Consider the following 18,421-nt stretch of genomic DNA (forward strand, 5'->3'; position numbering starts at 1 on the left):
GGGTTACACGTATTCGTAGGGCTGTTGTTGATACTAGGCGTGTTGTGGATCGTGCTCTGTCCGCCTGTGGTTGGGTTTACCGTCGGAAACCAACAAATTCGATCGCATAAATGTTGTTTTCGTGCTATCTCAATACTGTCGGTTAAAGCCGTTTTTCCTCCCCTGCAACCCCTGCAACCCTGCACCCCCTGCTTGTCTCTCGCGACAATTTCTTAACGAGCAGTATTTCGTGCTATCTCTGCCTGTATATCGCATAAATGTTGGGTTTCGTTCCTCAACCCAACCCAGCAATAATACTCAGTCGCAATCTCTGTTTCTGCTTCCTCTCCCTCTCCCGTAACGCCACACTCTTCTCAATAAACCATCGCTGCGCTTTACTAACTTCCCCATCCCGTTGCTGCAACCAATCCTCCGCTACAGCCAAAGGCCGCACCACCCATTGCTGCAACGCCACCATCAACCCTTGTTGCCAAACACGAAACTTGCGGTTCTCCTGCATCCATCCCCGCAACCGTCCCCAATGGCGAATCAACGCCTCATGGACGACTAATGGCATTACTGCCAAACTAACCCCTAAGTTAAAATAGGAATTAAGCACCGAAAGAATTAATATAGCTTCGCTAAACTAGAGGTAGAGATTTGTCGAAATTATTTTGGGTTAGGCTATGGGCATTGATGAAATACTTAAAGCTTATCGGGAAGAAATTTTGAGAATTGCGGCTTTGTACGGAGCCTATAATGTCCGGGTGTTTGGTTCTGTGGCGAGAGGAGAAGCAAGACTAGACAGTGATGTAGATTTTCTGGTGGAACTTGAACCACAACGAACCTTAATAGACCAAATTGCTTTGATGCAGTCTTTGTCAGAATTGCTAGGACGTAAAGTGGATGTAACTGAACCAGAAACTCTACATGAATTGATTAGAGATAAAGTGTTGCGGGAAGCTGTGGCGTTATGAGAGACGATCGGCTGTACTTGAACAACATCTTTGAATGTATCGAACGCATAGAGTCTTATACTCTGCCACCTGTAAACTCAAGAAGAAAATACTTCAAAAACTCCTGCGCTACCTTATCTGGTACGCTTAGGCGCATCACAATCACTTGGGGAATATTCAATTGTTCTAATTCATAGGCAATACCCAAACCATCGCAAGAATTGAAAAATGCTATCTGCAATCGTCTTTTTATGGCTATTTGCAAAGCATCCCTCAATTCAGCCATTGTCAAACTCTCATGACTATTGAGACGAATTTGTCCTTGTTTACCCTGAGAAAGAGAATGCCCAGAGAAAAACAGAATATCCCAACCAATATTATCTTGTAAGTGCTGATGCTTTGAAGAAGAACGCCGTGCGATCGCATCACTAGAAAAATCAGCCAAGGTTAATGATACATGGTTTATTTTGGGTTCAATATTGAATAATTATAATCAAGAGCAGCCCGTAAATAAGAGAGTCGCTAATCTTAATCAAACCTTTCAGGGTTATACTGACCATACAACAGGACATTTGTCATTAGTAAATACAAATACAGATTGTATTCAAAGCTGTCCGTTTACTTACTTGATAACATTGGTATCTTGGATCGAACAAGAAAAGTTACCTGAAAATCTGCGACAGCCGCAAGACTTGAGAAATAATAATTTACGTACCGATCTCATAACATATTTAGATAACGTTCAAGAAAATTCATCATTAAAACAAAAAATTCGGAAATTACATCTCTCTAGACTAAGTAGCTTTTCTGAATATTTTGGGGAAGCTTGCTTTTACCCAATCATAGATTATTCGCTACCACCTAATCAAGTTTATCAAGTCGTTAATGCAGGTAATTATCTCCAAAAAAATACTATTCTCAACCAAGAAAATTTAAAACAGCAAGTTGTATTAATTGGTACTGCTGGATACAAAGATTCGGGACTATCAAAAAACCATAGTGATACTTTTCCTTTACCAATGGGGGTAGCTTATTGGCGGATACAAAATCCCAAAAGTGGTTTCTTGCAAGATTTTACAGGAGTAGAAATCAATGCTTACATGATTCAAAACCTGATAAAACAAAATTTAGTTATTCCAATTCCCGATTTTTTGATGATTGGAATTGCGGTATTTCTTAGTAAAGGGATGCAGCTATTACTGCTGCAACATCAGTATAGTAAACGCGATAGTCGTTTATTCATTGCTTTACTTGCAGGCGGTACTTTAGTTTATACATTGATATCAATGCAAATGTATATATCACTCAAACTTTTATTACCGTTGTTTTTACCATATCCGCTTGACTTTGTTGGATGTGGTTGAGGGTTTTGAGGACAACTATTTTACCCGTTCGTTGTTCGATGGCGCTGTAGGTGATGCCGAAGCCACCGCCTCCAAGGACTTTTTGAATGATGAAGCGTCCGTTTTGCAATGGCTGATTGGGTGTCCAAAGTTTCATTGTTGTCACTTACACTTTAGGCATGGCAGTTTTGAGATTTTGGATGATGGCAACTCAGCCATCTATTGTTAGTCATCTGCCAAAAGGATGATACTATATTTTGTAACAAATTTTTCCTATTTTTTTCAATTACACAATTGTATGGTAGACTACTGCCAAGCTTCTCATTCAGTAAGGCTATCCGTGATTTTTCAGAACCCGGCACAAATTCCCCCATTATGGCAAGAACTATGAGATCCTAAATAGGGGATGCTCACAAGTAACTTACCCCATCTAACTTAATTAACAATGAAGAAATAGGTAATCCTGTGCTGGTTCGGGAGTAGCTTCACCCAGATTAGGGGTGATGATTGGGGTTATCGCTCAGTAACCCAAGAGCTACTGCAATCTCGGAGAGGCGGTTGTCAGCTGTGAGAAAGATCAATTGAGTAGATTGTGTTGCAGGGAAAGCGGGTTGAATTAGCAGCACTGACGCTAGTTGAACGGCATCATAAGCGCGTAGAGGGTATTGACTAACCAACTGACCCGCTGTTTCTGCAAGTGTTGAATCGAGTTCAATCACTTGGTACTGACTATTCATGTCAAAGCGAAACCTCTGGGTAATTAAATTTGCATCGGTTACAGTCAGACTTCTTTCCCTTTGCCTTCGAGCGATCGCGCTTCTAACTTCCACCCAAGTAATTCGGGCAATGATTAATGAGTTGCCAGTATTGAGATCCGAGATTGCCCGTATCCAAGCACTGCCAGTTTCCGGCACGTACCGTTTGACCAGAGCACTGCTATCTAAAAAGTAGACAGTCACATTAACCCCGTTCTTCAATAATGATTTCTGATAGGGGCTTGCCGGGGGATGCTTCCAGTCTTTGGGTTAGTTCACGCCACGCTTCTTCTGAAACTGGCTCAACATCTTCCTGACGGGGGGGAGAACTTACGAGTCCTGCTGCCACCAGGGATTGAATTATCTGTTCGGCATCCATTGCTGGTTCTTCAGTCAAAACTTGAATCTGCACAGTTTGGTGCTCTTGTAGGGATAAGGGATTTAAAGGGCGCAGAACCCCGTTTTCATAGACAGCGGTGATAATTTCTGGCATGGTTTGCTAGTTGCCTTTCCTTTGTAAGTAAACCTAAAAGATTAACTAAAAGATCATAGCAGAAGATACGATCGCCAATTTGTACAGTGCGTAAGTCCTAATATAATGGGTCATCAGCTCCATTCCCTTCCTTGGTAGCGCTGACTAATGGCATTCCCATTGGGTCAAGGGTTGCTTGCCCAGAAAGTTGCCAGATGACTAGGCATCTGAATGTAATTGGTAATTCGTAATACTTATCACCTAAATCAATCATAAACCGGTGATTCTGAATGAGTAGCTAAATAACGGAGTAAACCGGAGTCAAACACCATCATTTCTTCACTTTCTAGGCTCACTCCGTAGTCGCTTCCAGTAGCAAGCGGATCGTAGACCCAACCACTTGGAGCGTAGTTCGGTAGGAACCATTAGGCAGTCTACCCAAGCCTAGTACAATGAAAGTGACAAAAACTATCGCCATTCACCCAAAAAGGTAAAAGCCGCCCAGTAATTGGGATGACGCCATTTCTCTTGCTCCCACATCTTCAACTGTGTCGCCCTTAACGCCTCATTTGCAGACTTTCGTCCCTGCCACATTTGCTTGTAAAATTCCTGCATAAACTCAGATGTACCTTCATCGCTAACTTGCCATAGGGATACGACTAATCTTTCTGTACCTGCATACATCAATCCTCTTGTCAATCCCACTAAGCCTTCACCTTGAATTTCTTTACCCAGTCCAGTTTCACAGGCACTCAGCACAATTAAATCTGCTGGATAATCGAGGTTAAATAAGTCTGCTAACCGCAGATACCCCCGGATGTCTTGACCTTGTTCGTTGACTAGCGACAGCACAATTCCTGATAACTCTGGGTTAGCATCATTAACAAAGCCGTGGGTAGCAAAGTGTAACATCCGGAATTGGTTGAGATTGCTGCTCGTAGCCCAAGTGTAGTTAGCAGCAAAATCAAAGACTTGCACGCCTTGGAATTTGGGTACTAGCTCAAAAATTTTCTCTGCTTCTGTGCGAGTCCCGAAAAGTCGCGGCCAACCTTCGACACCGAGAAGATCGGCAGAACGTTTGAGAGCAGAACGTTCTAGCTGCAAGTCGATATCATCTTGCTTTTGAAGTTGTTTATTTTGAGCACTGATAACTCGCTCATCGGTAGCGCTGTATACTGGATCGGCGAGAATCGCTAAGGCTTGAGGTGCAGGTTGACGTTTGACTTATTTGATAGTAATACTACTGCCCAAGCGAAACAAGGTTTACAAGCACTTAAGCGCGTTACTCCTTTACCTTTGGGACAGCAAGAAGTGCAATATATTTTTGGGCGCATGACCCCAGAAAGAAATCAGAGATTGCAGCAATTGAACATACCAAATCTACCAGTTGTAGGCAGTTTGGGTTTGTTTTTCCCATCACTCGACCAAATCATTCCTAAATCTTTTGGTGATGCCAATGAAACTGTTGCTCAGGCTGTAGAACGGTTAACATCTAAATTTAAATCTTTATTGGCTGCACGAATTATCAAGCAAATGGTAGGCAATACCAACACATCCAGGTTAAAAGTTACAGCCTCAATGAACATTGCTGAAAGCCAAAAAATTATCAGCCAAGCCTTTACAGTTCGAGGTCGTGCCAATAGCAAACAACCTGCAAGACCAGTAACTATTACAGGTAATGATATTCCTAAATTACCTCTAGAGACGCAAGTAGCCTTTCAAATAGAAAATCAGGAGCCAGTTGACCTTTACGTCAGCATTTTTGTGATTGATGCTGAAGGTGAAATAGCCACTATCTTTCCTGACAATCAGTTGATTTCCCTATCAGAAGAAGCAGCTTTAATCAGAGCCTGGGAAAAGCGAATCATTCCTGATGATGAGGAAGAAGATGCGTTTACACTGAATATCAATGAACCATTGGGCATCACGGAAGCATTAATTATTGCTAGTACATCGCCGTTGAGCGAATCCATCAAAGCCCTCCAGAAAATAGTGAAAAGAAGAGGTGCTACCAAACGTAGTGCAATCCCCGTAACCGACGAGTTTTTAGATATGGCAGATAAATTACTTCAAGACTTAGATACCGCTACTCGTCAGCTAAAGTATTGAGATAGATTTTTTTAGCATTTTCAGTATTTGAAATTCCTTGTCTTCGTTTATCAGCTATTTCATGTGCTGTACGACTCAGAGGAATTGTAAAAGATGTTTGCTCGGCGTTCATGATGAATTATCCTTGATATTATTGTGCAGGAGTGAATGATTGTGACTTACTGTAAGTATCTACAAAAATAATCGATAATGTTACGCTTCTTCATACTGCGTTGATATAGCTCTGAAAGTCTTGGTATGGGATGACCTAATTTTTGAGAAATCTCTGACCATTTCTCTTCACTCAGATCTTGCACCTCTCAGTACAAACCCAGGTAATGTAAAAATATCCGCGATAAGGATACTTAATTCTTGCTGGCTTTTATCGCTAAATCAAGGGTTTTCATTTAGTACTGTGTAATAAATTTATATCAAATTTCCTTGGTGCAAGATGTGAGTTAACCCATACTGTAAAGCGATCGCCATTTTCATTCAATCTATATCGTCAAGGCGATCGCACTCCCGATCCCACCCATATTTTCCATGCGATTTCACTTCTTAGTTAACCCTTACTGTAAATGCGATCGCTCATTGACCATCAACGCGAGTAGGTCGTCACACAAACGCATATATTCTGCACTAACATCGGGTTTATTATTGAGATAATCGTGCAGATTGAACTCCTACAAAGAGTGAATCTCACGTCTCGATAATGCTCGCGTTATTTAATCCACTGAAATTTTTAGCAAGAGGGAAAAATGAGCGTCGTCATATCAGATGATACTTTGGGGAGCATCCCAATTTGGAAAAAACACGCTTGCGATTGAAATCACGCCTACACAAACGAAGTTCGCAAGGCAAGGACTCATTGCTAAAATAAAACCACCTGCTGTCACAATATAAACTATGACCTACACCCCACCCAAGCTTCTCACTTTCCTTGCATTTCTCGCTGAATATGGGGATAATCCCCGTTACGAACTTATAGACGGAGAATTACGTGACATGGAACCAACTGGTTCTCATGAAGAAGTTTCAGGAAATATTGCTGGTAGAATTTCTGCTGAAATTCTTCGTACCAATTTCAACTGGTTGATTCCCAAAACTTGTTTGATTAAACCACTCGCAGCAGAAGCAACAGCATTACGTCCGGATGTAATTGTTTTAGATAAAGCAAAACTTAACACTGAACCGCTTTGGCAAAAGGAACCTATTATTTGTAATGGTAATACGATTAAGCTGGTTGCTGAGGTTGTGAGTACTAATTGGCAAGATGACTATGCAAGAAAAGTGGAAGAATATGCAATTCTTGAAATACCGGAATATTGGATTGTAGATTTTCGGGGTTTGGGTGGTTTGCAATTTATCGGTAATCCCAAACAACCTACTTTTACTGTATGTCAATTAGTTAATGGTGTGTATCAGCAGCAACAATATCGCTTAGGAGATGCGATTTCCTCTTATTTGCTTCTGAATTTAGAGCTTAAACTTGATGATATCATGCCATAGCGATCGCCCACGCTGTTGAGGTGGGATGAAAGTTTAGAAAAATCTATCTTAGAAGAACTTTGAACTGTGTTTATCTAGACTGCTTTGATTTTCCAATCAAAATCTGAAGAACTTGTGAAGAATCTGTAGTACTAGCAAAAAAAAGCAGAATTTTTAGCTTTCTTTCTGCAAATGTCGCTTGAAGAACTGTGTAAGTTGCAGCCAAGCATCTTCCGCCGCCAAGCGGTTGTAGTCGGAGCGTTCGTGACAGAAAAAACCATGAGTTGCATCGGGGTAAACTTTCAAAGTGTAGTCTTTGCCAAGTTCCTGGAACCGCGACTCAATTTGCTGAATGCGATCGCACGGAATGAACGGATCGACTCCTCCAAAGAACAAGTGAACAGGTACAGTAATATCTCTCACCGCATCAATCCACTCGTCTAGCACCATGCCATAGAAGGGTGCAGCAGCAGCAATTTCGGCTGACAACTTGCAGGCGGTGAGAAAGCTTAATCCGCCACCCAAGCAGAATCCAGTCACGCCTATGCGATCGCGATACACATCTTTTTGCAACTTCAAAAAAGCCAATGCTGCTCGAATATCTGCTTCTATAGATTTAAGATCGAGGCGATACATCATTGCCATCGCTGATTCCACCTCATCGTATCCAAACTTATTGTTAGGTAGCTCGCGGTAGTACAAATCGGGGGCGAGTACTACATATCCTTCCCTAGCAATTCGGATTGCTACATCTCGAATATGAGACGTTAAGCCAAAAGCCTCCATCAGTAAGAGGACGGCAGGCTTATGGTTAGGCTCGTTTGGTGTAAACAAGAAAGCAGGCATTTGTCCATCTGGTGTGGAAACCAAAACCTCAGTTTGTTCGATTGTCATCATATTCTCTATCTAGTAGAACCTATTGTTAATAATTTAAAAAAGTTGCTATTTAGGTCTCTAGAAGAAAGTTGCGGTATTTTAGTAAATTATTGCGGCTTAACTAACGTATAAAGTAAGCTAAAATACATTTAACTTACATATTTTTTAAACTTGATAAAAAGCACCAAACTCTTCTCTCTCTTACTCTGCGCCCTCTGCGTCTCTGCGGTTCAATATGCAAAATAAATATGGAACAGCTTATGAACCCAATTCCATTAGTAAGTTGAGAAGCTTGTATGCACCTATCAACTTATTCTTCATCCTTCATCCTTTATCCTTCATCCTTTTTTTGGGAGTCACCCCAACCATGCGTTTAAAGCATCTCGTCAAGTGGCTTTGATCGGAAAAACCAGTTCTCAAGGCAATATTCGCAATACTTAAATTGCTATGTTGTAATAGATATTTCGCCTTTTCAATTCGACTCTGTAGAATATATTGATGTGGGGTTATACCCACTTGTTGCTTGAACAGACGCAGAAAATGATAGGGGCTGATTTGAGCGATCGCACTCAACTCTACCAGTTTCAAGTTCCCATCAAGATGCTCGTGGATATACTCCCTCACTTTTTGTAAAGTTAATTGAGATAATCCATCTGAATGACTCGAAAGCTTAGGTTGTGTGGTGCAATATTTCCGTAAAAGGTGAATTGCCAACGTGGTTTTAAGGCTATCAACCAGCAGATCGCCACCAATTTTGCCAACTTCTACTTCTTCTCTCAAAGTTAAGAAAATCCCTTGGAGCAGTGCATCCTGACGATTCATAAACTCAGGTATGAGTTCAATGCGATCGCCATTCACAATATCCTGACCAACCTGTTGGAGAAGTGCAGGCTCAAGTGCCAAAATTGCGAACTCAACCGAACTGTCCCAGTTACAGCGATGGGAAAGACCTGCAGGAAGAATTGCAATATCTCCCTGATGTCGTGTCTCGTGGTGCAACTTGCCATCCAACCACCGTTCTCCTTTTGAGGATGCGGGAAAGCCAGAGGAAACTGTAGCATGGGCAATGACGTGCATCGTATGTTGATGCTCTATGATTTCAAATTTTGGCTGTTGGTAAACTTCTAGGTGCAGGTGACTCCAGCCACAGCTTGAGAGGATGGATGGTTTGGGCAATAGTGAGTTTGCAGCATTGACTTTGCGGTAATCAATGAGCGCTACTTTTTCTGCTGACATCTCATACCTCTATACGCTCGCACGAACACTCTTTCATTGTGCCAAACTCGCGTAAAGCTTTGCCATGCCTTGCGGTTCGTGGCTGTATTTGCCACTGTGCGACGGTCGATATGTCTCATTATACAAACACAAACTGTTGGGATTCTTCATCACAAACTGCATCATCCGCCGATGTGCTTCGCCTCGGAAAAACTGTTTCAGGTCATGTTCTGAACGCCAGTAACTGACCATGATAACTTCCTTGGGTCCACAAATTCCAGCTTTTACTTGCACGCAGCCTTTTGCTGTAGCAGTTGCACTCTTAATCCATGACAGATTTTTCCACATCCAGAAAAATCCTATGCGATCGCGTGTCAAAAAGCCATTAACAAAGGCAACAGCCTCTGGATGCTCCGGCAAATTAATTTTATAAATGGAATAGTTCATTATACTTGTCCTCTTATGACTGCTTGATGGTGTTGCTTGAGGTCAATTTTATATTCAACAAAAGTATTATTCACTAAATTGAATATGCAATCTATGTTATATTCAATTTAGTGAATATGTCAACTGTAATTTTTATGTCTCTCAGCTATGCCATTCTGTCAGTCTTAATCAATGCTCCTAGCAGTGGATACGATCTAGCTAAGCGGTTCAATCCGTCGGTAGAAGGGTCGGTTGGTTTTTTTTGGAGTGCTAGTTTCCAACAGATTTACCGAGAACTGAACCGTTTAGAAGAAAAGGAGTGGGTGCAAGCAGAATCAGTACAGCAAGAGAATCGTCCCGACAAACGCATTTATACAGTGACGACATTGGGTAAACAGCAGTTGTGTCAGTGGATTGCTGAGCCAGAAGACATGGCATTAATCAAAGATGAATTGCTCGTGAAACTCTATGCTGGACATCTAGTGTCCTGCGAGACGATAGTGGCAAAGTTAGAAGCCCATCGTCAGAAACATCAGCAGCGATTAGCTATTTATCAAGAAATTAAGAACCAGTACTTTAAAGATCCGCAAGTGTTGTCGAACACTCTAAAGTTTGAGTACATGACATTGTTGCGCGGAATTCACTATGAAACCAGTTGGCTGGCTTGGTGTGAGGAGATCGTAGCATTGTTAAAATAGGGCAAAAGCTCTGAGAGTAACTGAAACAACAATCTATACAATCTATAAAAGCGGTTATTCGTGCCAAAATAGGAGGTGAAGTTGGACGAACCTACTTTTAAGCAACTACAACAGTGATATCGACTGAGCCACTTGCTGACCAACATTTTTCTCAAACCAGTGACTCTTGTAAGGATAGATCGACGGAATGGAGACTTAGTGATTTTATCAGGTGAGGAAATTGATGTATCTGTAGATAAACAAGGAAATGTAAGTTATGACCAAACCGGATTTCAAAATGATGAGTAAAGCTGAATTAAGAGCATATGTGTTACAGCATCCAGATGATGAAGAAGCATTTTATGAATTATCTGACAGGATAAAGGCAAATGCGAAATCAGTAACGTTGGAAGAGTTAGAATTGGAATTAAGCAAGCAAATCAACTCTCAACATTAGTCAACTGCTTTTAAAGTTCGGTGAGGCGAAATTGTTGAGTCCTACTGCGCTTGAAACACCGTAGCGCGAGCGTAAATTAGAAATAATTTGAGCCATTGCAGTTGAGCCATCAACAACTTCGTCCTTTTGAGATGCTGCCAACCCAATACTTGCTTTGTCTTGAAGTTCTTGCAATCGCCCTTGATAAATATCTTCTTGCTGTTCTAGGAGTTTTACGCCTGCAAAAATAACTTCGATTGCGCTTTGATACTTACCGCTTGTGAGTTGACGTTTTACTAGGGCTTCGACTTCAGGTGACAGAGAAATTTGCATGGATTTTTTTTAACCTATGATTAACTATAATAATTGTAAGGGCGTTGCATTTCAACTATAGCCTAAGTACACGCAATAACCTCATTTTCCTATAGGGGAACATTGTGATTCCATTTACCACTTCACCAGAACAGAAAATTAGAGTATATGAAATATCTACAAAAATGGCGAAAGTAGGATTATCAGTAGAATTTATTACCGATACTGTAGCAATGATTGAAGAATGTGAAGGTCTACACGATCTCATGGTTCTTTGGGATGAAGAAACTGATGTAGAAATAAAAGATGAGATTCTTGCAGATATTCAAGATGAAATCGATAGACATAAAGAACTCCCACATGGTATACAGAAAAAACCATATATCTCCTTTGATGACTTAGATCGGATTGCAAAAGATATCATGGAGTTCAAAAAATCTCTTCGTGATGAGGTAGATAGATGGGGAGGAATTACAAAACTTTCAGAAAAAACCGGAATTCCGGAGCCATCATTAAATAGGTTTTTTAACTCTGCTTCCATGCCATATCGTACAACACTTTATAAAATTGCAAATGCTCTTAAGCTTACAGAAAGTCAAATTCTTTCCAAGTGGGCAGCTTGATGTAATTAAGTTTTTGCTCAAAGCAGGCGTTGAACCAGAAACATTTGTAAATGATGATGAGTCAGTTTTAATAATTCTTCTGTTGCTCATCTGCGAAACACCACAGCCATTGCTCTCCTAATTCTGCTGAACTAATCACCATATGTCCGCTTTCTTCGTAGTGACGGCGGGAATGTTGATGTTCAGACGAGTCACAGCACAGCATCTTGCCACAAGTCTGACAAATGCGAAGATGCACCCAACGACCATTAATCCGTATGCACTCTTCACAGCGAAATACTGGGTAATTTGCTTTAAGGATTAGGTTTTCTAGAGTCAGTTCATTCAGATGTTGACAGGACATAAAGCTTCTTGATCGATAGATGACTTGGCGTTGCTCATCGAACGCGTCCAACTTTAAAGTTTAACCTAACGGTGCGATCGCGAACAATCAAAAGCTAGGAAACTTATGCAACTGATGTAGAAACTATACGAAGTTCTTTAGATTTTCTTAATGTATTAATTTCTTGGAAGCCCGGAATACTACTTTAATGACGTGTATTATTTGATAAACAACTTTAATGTATCAGTAACTACCAAAACAAAAAGGCTGAAAAGGTTCGCACGCTCGGACGACAACAAATCTTCAAAAGCATTAGCTTATTGCTCTTTGACTCGCTTTGGTCAGAGAAAATTTGAAATCTTACTTTCCATATTAAGTCCCTGTATATGAATTTTTTTTATACATATACGACTTCCAATCGCCTCAATTATTCTTTCTTTAGAGGGATAAAAGAGCGCGATCGCAACAAAATAAGTTCCTCATTTATGTGATAGAAGTCACACGACAAGTGAACTGATAGCAAGAAGTCATTTTAGTTAATCAATTGTTTATTTACTTTAGAGGAAAACAAAGAAAAATGACCGATCAAATTAATCAAACACCGAATATTTACGCATTATTAAATAGTTTTTTAATGGGGGTATCAAAGAGAATTTAAAGAGCGTTGATCGTAACAAATTCCTTTCTTGATTTTGACAGCCCCTCAGAATGGAAACTCAATTTATTGTTCAGTTAGCTAATGACAAAATCTGAAATTTTTGTAGATGACTGTGTTAGACGTTGAGGTTGAATTTGAACCTGTAAAGCAGGGGCGATCGCTTTGGGGAAACCTAACAAATGTCTGTAAATGTTGGGTTTCGTTCCTCAACCCAACCTACGTGTTTTCGTATTTTTTGGCTTAATCGACAAGTATTGATACCTATGCTTCATCTCACCTCTTACCTCTGCGTACTCTGCGCCTCTGCGGTTAAATAAATGATTTTTAAACCGCAGAGGCGCAGAGAACACAGAGAGAGAAGATGAGGAATTGCTACTTAATTTACGGTGTTCCGAGTGCTCCAGAGTAAACCAAGCCGCGTTGTACATCCATCGTCAAAATCGCTCCATCGCGAATGACTTCTGTTGCATTTTTAACACCAACAATTACGGGAACGCCAAGACGCAAACAAATCACGGCTGCGTGACTTGTAAGACTTTCATCCTCAGTAATAATTCCAGCAGCTTTACGAATTGCATCAACAAAATCAGCACTGGTACTAGGCGCAACCAAGATTTCCCCGTGATTAAAATTACTAGCATCCATACCAGTGTGAGCAACTCGTGCGCGACCGCTGACAGAACCTTGTCCCAATCCAATACCCTGACCGAGGACTGCTGTCACCACTTCAACTTTAATCAAATCTGTAGAACCAGAAACCCCTTGGAGAGTTCCTGCAGTCATGACTACCAAATCTCCCTCAGACAATAAACCCCTTTCTTGAGCAACGTTCATCGCTGCTTGGAATGTTTGACCTGTAGAAGGTAGTTCCAACATCAACAACGGTTTCACTCCCCACACCAGTTGCAATTGCCGTGCCACATTCACGTGAGGTGTTACTGCCAAAATTGGTGTCTGGGGACGAAATTTAGAAACATTCCGCGCTGTTGCTCCTGTTTGTGTCAGTGTCATAATTGCTGCTGCACCCAGCTGTTCTGCAATTTGACCGACTGCTTGGCTAATAGCGTTGGGAATGGAACGCTTTGGATCTTTCAGTAGACTTGTGTTGCTGTTTTCTGCTTCTTCTTGTTCGATACGTTCGGCAATTCGCGCCATGGTAGCGACTGCTTCTACTGGAAACTTACCAACTGCGGTTTCGTTTGAGAGCATCACCGCATCTGTACCATCTAAAATCGCATTAGCCACATCCGATACTTCAGCACGAGTTGGACGGGGGTTGCTCACCATGCTGTCCAACATTTGAGTCGCGGTGATAATGGGAATACCCAAACGATTGGCAGTGGCAATTAACCGTTTTTGCAGTATAGGTACATCTTCAGCTGGCAATTCTACGCCCAGATCGCCTCTTGCTACCATCACGCCATCGCACAACGCTAGAACTGCTTCCATTTGTTCGATCGCTTCGTGCTTTTCTATTTTGGCAATCACCGGTACTTGCTTGCCCGTGCTGGAAATCAGCTCTTTAATCTCAATCATATCCTGAGGATTGCGGACAAAGGAAAGAGCTACCCAGTCAACGCCCTGATCTAGACCAAAAATCAAATCCTCTCGGTCTTTTTCTGTCATTGCCTTAATGGACAAGTAAACTCCTGGAAAGTTCACTCCTTTGTTGTTGGAAAGCGTCCCGCCTACAGTCACGCGACAGTGCAAATCGCCTTTTTCGCGATTGATATCCTCTACGAGCATTTCTACTCGCCCGTCGTCTAGCATAATTCGTGACCCTACTGGCACTTCATCTGCCAAATATTCATAGGTTACGCAACTTATATCCTGCATCCCAACAACCGGGCGATTGGTGAGGGTGAAGCGATCGCCTTTTGCCAAGACTATAGATCCATTTTCAAACTTTCCCAGACGAATTTTCGGTCCTTGTAAGTCTTGAAGGATAGCTACTGGTTTATTGAGTTCAAATGCGGTTTGTCGAATGAGGCGGATATTTCGCTGATGGTCGGCGTGAGTTCCGTGGGAAAAGTTGAGTCGCAGCGTTGTTGCACCAGCTTCAATAATAGCTTTCAGCATTTCCGGGCTGCTGGTAGCAGGTCCGATTGTCGCGACAATTTTTGTACGGCGAAGGGAATCTTTTAATTGCATAGGAGCTGAACTTAGGGAGCTACTCTGGGGATCATCCTAAAGTTAGGATGATTCTCTTGTCTGTCGCTACAGAACCAATCGTGAACGACTCGCTTGAAATCATACCCTTATTCTGCTGCTAATATCTGGAAATGATGATAAATTTTTTAGATTAAATTTACTTTTTGCAATTTTGCCTGTCAAAACTTAACTTTCATTTATAAAAAAGTGGCATTATCTAGATAACCAATTGACGAAAAAGGAGTTTATGATGCTGACGTCGGAGGCACCAAAGCCACTGACAGTCCCCCCAAAGGATTTTCTAGCGCCTCCGGGTGATTTCAACCCGACGCTGCTCATGTTTTTGGTAGCGGTGGCAATACTAGTGTTATCTAACTTTGGCTACTGGGTTTGGGAATGGCAACACTGGGTGTGCTTTACTGCTAACACTCTTGCGTTACATATGGCAGGTACGGTGATTCACGATGCCTGTCACCAATCTGCTCATCGCAACCGAATCATCAATGCTATGCTGGGGCATGGTAGCGCTCTGATGCTGGCTTTTGCATTCCCTGTTTTTACAAGAGTTCATTTGCAGCATCACGCTCATGTTAACGATCCAGATGACGATCCCGATCACTACGTCTCTACAGGTGGTCCTTTGTGGTTGATTGCTGTACGATTTTTATACCATGAAGTGTTTTTCTTCAAGCGGCAATTGTGGCGCAAATACGAACTACTCGAATGGTTTATCAGTAGGTTGATTGTCGTTTCAATCGTTTATATCTCGGTTCAGTACCACTTTTTAGGTTACATTCTCAATTTCTGGTTTATTCCTGCCTTTGTTGTGGGTATAGCACTGGGACTGTTTTTTGATTACTTACCCCATCGTCCTTTTACAGAACGCGATCGCTGGAAAAATGCTCGCGTTTACCCCAATCCCATTCTCAACCTTCTGATTATGGGGCAGAACTACCATTTAATCCATCATTTGTGGCCCTCTATTCCCTGGTATAATTACCAGCCTACTTATTACCTGATGAAACCTCTCTTAGATGAAAAAGGCTGCTATCAATCAACAGGGTTGCTGCAGAAGAAAGACTTTTTCGGATTTGTGTATGACATTTTTTTAGGAATTCGGTTTCATCATAGCAACTAGTTGGGCGTTGGGGATTAGGGATTGGCGATTGAGCCGTAAGTAATTTATTCCACCTTGTCCCCCTTGTCCCCCTGTCCCCTTGTTCCCACTCCCTACTCCCTACTCCCTACTCCTACTCCCTCAAAACAGGTAGACACCAATCAGGGCGCAAACCTGCGGCGTGACGCAAATAAACATGATGAATTGGGGCTGAAGCAGGAAGATGGACGTGAACTAAAAAACGGATGCACCGTTCCAAACCGCCCTCAACGTGCATCTGTTGTACATCCATCATTGGAACCACATCCCAATACAGACGCTTGCGTGCAATCGCCGCCGGAAAAATTGCATTTAAATCACTTGTGACACTAAATGTCATGCTAATAATATCTGTTGGATGCAATTGATTCCGTTTTTCAAGTTCATCAAGTAATTCCATCACCGCTTCTTGCATTGCTTCTACCGTATTTTCTGTTACGGTTGTTGCTCCGCGAATCCCCCGCATTCGCCACTCCACTTAGTTTTCCTCCTTAATTTAGTCATTGGTTATTGGTCAAGTGTCATTGGTCATTGGGCATTGGTCAAGTATCTTTATACAAATGACAAATGACTTTTGACCAATGACACCGATCGCTGTTTATTCATTGTCTCAAACAAAGGACTTTTGACAAATGACTTTTGACAAGGGATAAATGACGATTTTTTCTTTATGGTCTATATAACCATAAAGGCAATCCACTTGTCTTCATTTCAAATTCAACCCAATCTATTCCAGCACTTAACGCTGGTGAAGCTTGGATACTTCCTTGTACAAGACGGTTGAACAGAGGCTTGCGTTCTTCTAAAGTATAAACGGGAGTTTTTTCAGGATCGAGATTAACAAGTTCGCAAGCCCAACGGCGAGCATCTTCTTCTGTTCCCAATCGGTCTATGACACCTAGCTCTAGTGCTTGCTGTCCGGTAAAAATTCGACCATCTGCAAAACTTCTCACTGTTTCTACACCAAGGGAACGTGCATCAGCTACCGTTTGTACAAACTGTTGGTAGCTTATATCAATCAATTCTTGCAAAATATTTTGTTCTGGTTCTGTCAGTTCTCTGTCAAAAGCCAAAATATCTTTGTAAGGTCCTGACTTAATTACCTTAAAAGAAACACCAATTTTTTGCAACAAGCGTTCCAAGTTGTTACCGCGCAATATCACCCCAATGCTACCCGTAATCGTACCGGGATTTGCCATTATATGCTCTGCTCCCATACCGATGTAAACCCCACCCGAAGCAGAAATGTTGCCAAAACTAGCAACTATTTTTACTTTTGAGCGCAATCTTTTCAAGGCACTGTAGATTTCTTGGGAATCCCCTACCGTACCACCAGGGCTATCAATCCGTAGCAGCAGTGCTGGAAATTTTCTTTCTTCTACTGTTTTCAGCGCTTCCAATACCCGCTTGCGAGTAGCACTGGCAATTGCACCAGTAATTTCAATCCGAGCAATTTGTTTCTGGAATCTAGGTTTAAAAGGCCACACCATGAGCAGTTAAAAAACTCCTAACAGACTTAGACACTATATGCGAAGCACGCATGATGCCTGCTTTTCTATGTTAAGAAAAACAAGCAGGTGTTGCGAATCTCACGGCTTTTGTAAAAATTTTATATTTTCTTTAGCTTTATTTGTAACTTTGTTTGTTAATATTTAACCAGAAAGTAATAAAAAACTATACAAATATTTAAAGCTTAACTAAAGATCGACAAACAATGCTACAAAGCTTCAGATTGCGGTGAAGAAGCCAGGGTAGAAGGTATTTGTTATAGGTAAGTGAAAATTGTACCTACTGTAAAAACTAGGGTGGCGAAAGTTTAAGGAGATAAAACTTTACAAAAGTTATTAGTGTATTTGATAGAAAGCAGTAGAATTAGCGTAAAATTTGACACCTGTAGTAGGCATAAACCTCGAAGAGTGCTCCCACAACACTAAAGGTGGAACAGATAACAAAGAGACCGCCAAGAGGAGTTCCACTGCCAAAGATAGAAAGAAACTCCAAGATAGGAGTAGCGATCGCATCAGTTATGGTTTGTAATCCGGGAATATAAGCTAAGAGAGAGACACTCAGCAAGAAACCACCGATAAGAAGCATGGGGGCAGTAAAGCTGAAAATAACCGATAGTAAGAGAGAGCGGAGAAAGTTCGTAATAATGCTCATTGGGCAAAAATGAATTAAATGAGTGGGTTAACAAAGCAATCCCATGACCAATTTCTACAATAAGCGCGATCGCCCTGTTTCAGCGGAGAGTTCAAAAATCTTAAGTTTACATTAAAATACATACACAATCTTTCCAAGATAAGTTCTGCGATCCCCAAGAGTAGAATCTGCTGCGATCCTAGAACAGTCGGCATTTGACGGTAAACTTGGGTTCTTATTGAAATGAGAGCGAGTATGAGCAACGCTTGATTTTCTGAAAAGAGCTTTAAACTTAGTTAACGTAAACCAAAAGGGACAAGGGGGATAAGGGGGACAAGGGGGATAAGGG

Annotated in this window: 25 protein-coding genes and 1 pseudogene; 9 read left to right on the forward strand and 17 right to left on the reverse strand. The window is 41.5% G+C overall.

The window, feature by feature from the left end; all coding sequences use genetic code 11:
• Positions 1 to 274 precede the first annotated feature (274 nt).
• Positions 275 to 556 carry a hypothetical protein gene (locus tag F7734_RS39340; protein WP_347566359.1) on the reverse strand — a complete coding sequence of 94 codons (282 nt, stop codon included), beginning with the start codon at positions 554 to 556 and terminating at the stop codon, positions 275 to 277.
• Between the two features lie 109 nt (positions 557 to 665).
• Here F7734_RS39340 and F7734_RS39345 point away from each other — a divergent pair, with 109 nt between their 5' ends.
• Entirely contained in the window at positions 666 to 956 is a 291-nt protein-coding gene (locus tag F7734_RS39345) for a nucleotidyltransferase family protein (RefSeq protein ID WP_155749864.1), read from the forward strand.
• Between the two features lie 64 nt (positions 957 to 1,020).
• Here F7734_RS39345 and F7734_RS39350 read toward each other — a convergent pair.
• Positions 1,021 to 1,323, reverse strand: a pseudogene (locus tag F7734_RS39350) (CHAT domain-containing protein); the annotation flags it as partial.
• Positions 1,324 to 1,414: 91 nt separating this feature from the next.
• Between F7734_RS39350 and F7734_RS39355 the strand changes: the two are divergent.
• Complete coding sequence (locus tag F7734_RS39355; RefSeq protein ID WP_166482428.1) at positions 1,415 to 2,299, forward strand: CHASE2 domain-containing protein; 885 nt, start codon at positions 1,415 to 1,417, stop codon at positions 2,297 to 2,299.
• Here the strand turns inward: F7734_RS39355 and F7734_RS39360 are convergent.
• From F7734_RS39360 to F7734_RS39380, 5 genes are all read right to left on the reverse strand, one after another.
• Entirely contained in the window at positions 2,241 to 2,435 is a 195-nt protein-coding gene (locus tag F7734_RS39360) for a hypothetical protein (protein ID WP_347566357.1), read from the reverse strand. The two genes, F7734_RS39355 and F7734_RS39360, sit on opposite strands and share 59 nt — an antisense overlap.
• 337 nt (positions 2,436 to 2,772) lie before the next feature.
• Complete coding sequence (locus F7734_RS39365) at positions 2,773 to 3,237, reverse strand: type II toxin-antitoxin system VapC family toxin (RefSeq protein ID WP_166482429.1); 465 nt, start codon at positions 3,235 to 3,237, stop codon at positions 2,773 to 2,775.
• A gap of 1 nt (position 3,238) precedes the next feature.
• Complete coding sequence (locus tag F7734_RS39370; RefSeq protein ID WP_155749868.1) at positions 3,239 to 3,526, reverse strand: antitoxin family protein; 288 nt, start codon at positions 3,524 to 3,526, stop codon at positions 3,239 to 3,241.
• A gap of 97 nt (positions 3,527 to 3,623) precedes the next feature.
• The gene (locus F7734_RS39375; protein WP_155749869.1) at positions 3,624 to 3,779 is read right to left on the reverse strand and encodes a hypothetical protein; all 156 of its coding nucleotides are present in this window, start codon (positions 3,777 to 3,779) and stop codon (positions 3,624 to 3,626) included.
• 194 nt (positions 3,780 to 3,973) lie between these two features.
• On the reverse strand, positions 3,974 to 4,609 hold the full coding sequence (locus F7734_RS39380) for a CHAT domain-containing protein (RefSeq protein ID WP_243147328.1): 636 nt from the start codon (positions 4,607 to 4,609) through the stop codon (positions 3,974 to 3,976).
• 108 nt (positions 4,610 to 4,717) lie between these two features.
• Here F7734_RS39380 and F7734_RS39385 point away from each other — a divergent pair, with 108 nt between their 5' ends.
• Positions 4,718 to 5,614, forward strand: coding sequence for a DUF4384 domain-containing protein (locus F7734_RS39385; RefSeq protein WP_243147329.1), 897 nt, complete (start codon positions 4,718 to 4,720; stop codon positions 5,612 to 5,614).
• Here the strand turns inward: F7734_RS39385 and F7734_RS64320 are convergent.
• Positions 5,592 to 5,726 carry a DUF1822 family protein gene (locus F7734_RS64320; protein ID WP_243147330.1) on the reverse strand — a complete coding sequence of 45 codons (135 nt, stop codon included), beginning with the start codon at positions 5,724 to 5,726 and terminating at the stop codon, positions 5,592 to 5,594. The genes F7734_RS39385 and F7734_RS64320 overlap by 23 nt on opposite strands.
• A gap of 773 nt (positions 5,727 to 6,499) precedes the next feature.
• On the opposite strand from F7734_RS64320, the gene F7734_RS39390 reads away from it, so the two are divergent.
• On the forward strand, positions 6,500 to 7,102 hold the full coding sequence (locus tag F7734_RS39390) for a Uma2 family endonuclease (RefSeq protein WP_155749871.1): 603 nt from the start codon (positions 6,500 to 6,502) through the stop codon (positions 7,100 to 7,102).
• Between the two features lie 153 nt (positions 7,103 to 7,255).
• Here the strand turns inward: F7734_RS39390 and F7734_RS39395 are convergent, their stop codons facing one another.
• From F7734_RS39395 to F7734_RS39405, 3 genes are all read right to left on the reverse strand, one after another.
• Positions 7,256 to 7,978: a dienelactone hydrolase family protein gene (locus F7734_RS39395; protein ID WP_243147331.1), complete on the reverse strand. Its 723-nt coding sequence runs from the start codon at positions 7,976 to 7,978 to the stop codon at positions 7,256 to 7,258.
• A gap of 303 nt (positions 7,979 to 8,281) precedes the next feature.
• Positions 8,282 to 9,193 (reverse strand): AraC family transcriptional regulator, encoded by a 912-nt coding sequence (locus F7734_RS39400; RefSeq protein WP_155749872.1) that lies wholly within the window; start codon positions 9,191 to 9,193, stop codon positions 8,282 to 8,284.
• A 33-nt stretch (positions 9,194 to 9,226) separates the two neighbouring features.
• A complete protein-coding gene (locus F7734_RS39405) occupies positions 9,227 to 9,619 on the reverse strand; it encodes a DUF4188 domain-containing protein (protein WP_155749873.1) in 393 nt (130 codons plus the stop codon).
• Positions 9,620 to 9,735: 116 nt separating this feature from the next.
• Here F7734_RS39405 and F7734_RS39410 point away from each other — a divergent pair, with 116 nt between their 5' ends.
• The 3 genes from F7734_RS39410 (at position 9,736) to F7734_RS39415 (ending at position 10,732) form a co-directional block, all read left to right on the forward strand.
• A complete protein-coding gene (locus F7734_RS39410; RefSeq protein WP_347566358.1) occupies positions 9,736 to 10,296 on the forward strand; it encodes a PadR family transcriptional regulator in 561 nt (186 codons plus the stop codon).
• 159 nt (positions 10,297 to 10,455) lie between these two features.
• A complete protein-coding gene (locus F7734_RS65670) occupies positions 10,456 to 10,584 on the forward strand; it encodes a hypothetical protein (protein ID WP_279239816.1) in 129 nt (42 codons plus the stop codon).
• Positions 10,574 to 10,732, forward strand: coding sequence for a hypothetical protein (locus F7734_RS39415; protein WP_243147332.1), 159 nt, complete (start codon positions 10,574 to 10,576; stop codon positions 10,730 to 10,732). The genes F7734_RS65670 and F7734_RS39415 overlap by 11 nt, the downstream gene beginning before the upstream one ends.
• On the opposite strand, the gene F7734_RS39420 is transcribed toward F7734_RS39415, so the two are convergent.
• On the reverse strand, positions 10,733 to 11,044 hold the full coding sequence (locus tag F7734_RS39420; protein ID WP_155749875.1) for a type II toxin-antitoxin system ParD family antitoxin: 312 nt from the start codon (positions 11,042 to 11,044) through the stop codon (positions 10,733 to 10,735).
• A gap of 104 nt (positions 11,045 to 11,148) precedes the next feature.
• Between F7734_RS39420 and F7734_RS39425 the strand changes: the two genes are divergently transcribed.
• Positions 11,149 to 11,646: a helix-turn-helix transcriptional regulator gene (locus F7734_RS39425; protein ID WP_155749876.1), complete on the forward strand. Its 498-nt coding sequence runs from the start codon at positions 11,149 to 11,151 to the stop codon at positions 11,644 to 11,646.
• Between the two features lie 67 nt (positions 11,647 to 11,713).
• Here the strand turns inward: F7734_RS39425 and F7734_RS39430 are convergent, their stop codons facing one another.
• Positions 11,714 to 11,989, reverse strand: a complete 276-nt coding sequence (locus tag F7734_RS39430; protein ID WP_155749877.1) for a UBP-type zinc finger domain-containing protein — start codon at positions 11,987 to 11,989, stop codon at positions 11,714 to 11,716.
• 1,018 nt (positions 11,990 to 13,007) lie between these two features.
• Positions 13,008 to 14,777 carry a pyruvate kinase gene (gene pyk / locus F7734_RS39435; protein ID WP_155749878.1) on the reverse strand — a complete coding sequence of 590 codons (1,770 nt, stop codon included), beginning with the start codon at positions 14,775 to 14,777 and terminating at the stop codon, positions 13,008 to 13,010.
• A gap of 250 nt (positions 14,778 to 15,027) precedes the next feature.
• Between pyk and crtR the strand changes: the two genes are divergently transcribed.
• On the forward strand, positions 15,028 to 15,915 hold the full coding sequence (gene crtR, locus F7734_RS39440; protein ID WP_155749883.1) for a beta-carotene hydroxylase: 888 nt from the start codon (positions 15,028 to 15,030) through the stop codon (positions 15,913 to 15,915).
• Positions 15,916 to 16,027: 112 nt separating this feature from the next.
• On the opposite strand, the gene aroH is transcribed toward crtR, so the two are convergent.
• From aroH to F7734_RS39455, 3 genes are all read right to left on the reverse strand, one after another.
• Positions 16,028 to 16,399, reverse strand: a complete 372-nt coding sequence (gene aroH, locus F7734_RS39445) for a chorismate mutase (RefSeq protein WP_155749884.1) — start codon at positions 16,397 to 16,399, stop codon at positions 16,028 to 16,030.
• A gap of 202 nt (positions 16,400 to 16,601) precedes the next feature.
• Positions 16,602 to 17,423, reverse strand: coding sequence for a signal peptide peptidase SppA (sppA, locus tag F7734_RS39450; RefSeq protein ID WP_155749879.1), 822 nt, complete (start codon positions 17,421 to 17,423; stop codon positions 16,602 to 16,604).
• 382 nt (positions 17,424 to 17,805) lie between these two features.
• Positions 17,806 to 18,093: a hypothetical protein gene (locus tag F7734_RS39455; RefSeq protein ID WP_155749880.1), complete on the reverse strand. Its 288-nt coding sequence runs from the start codon at positions 18,091 to 18,093 to the stop codon at positions 17,806 to 17,808.
• Between the last annotated feature and the right edge of the window lie 328 nt (positions 18,094 to 18,421).

This window comes from Scytonema sp. UIC 10036 (genome assembly GCF_009725235.1).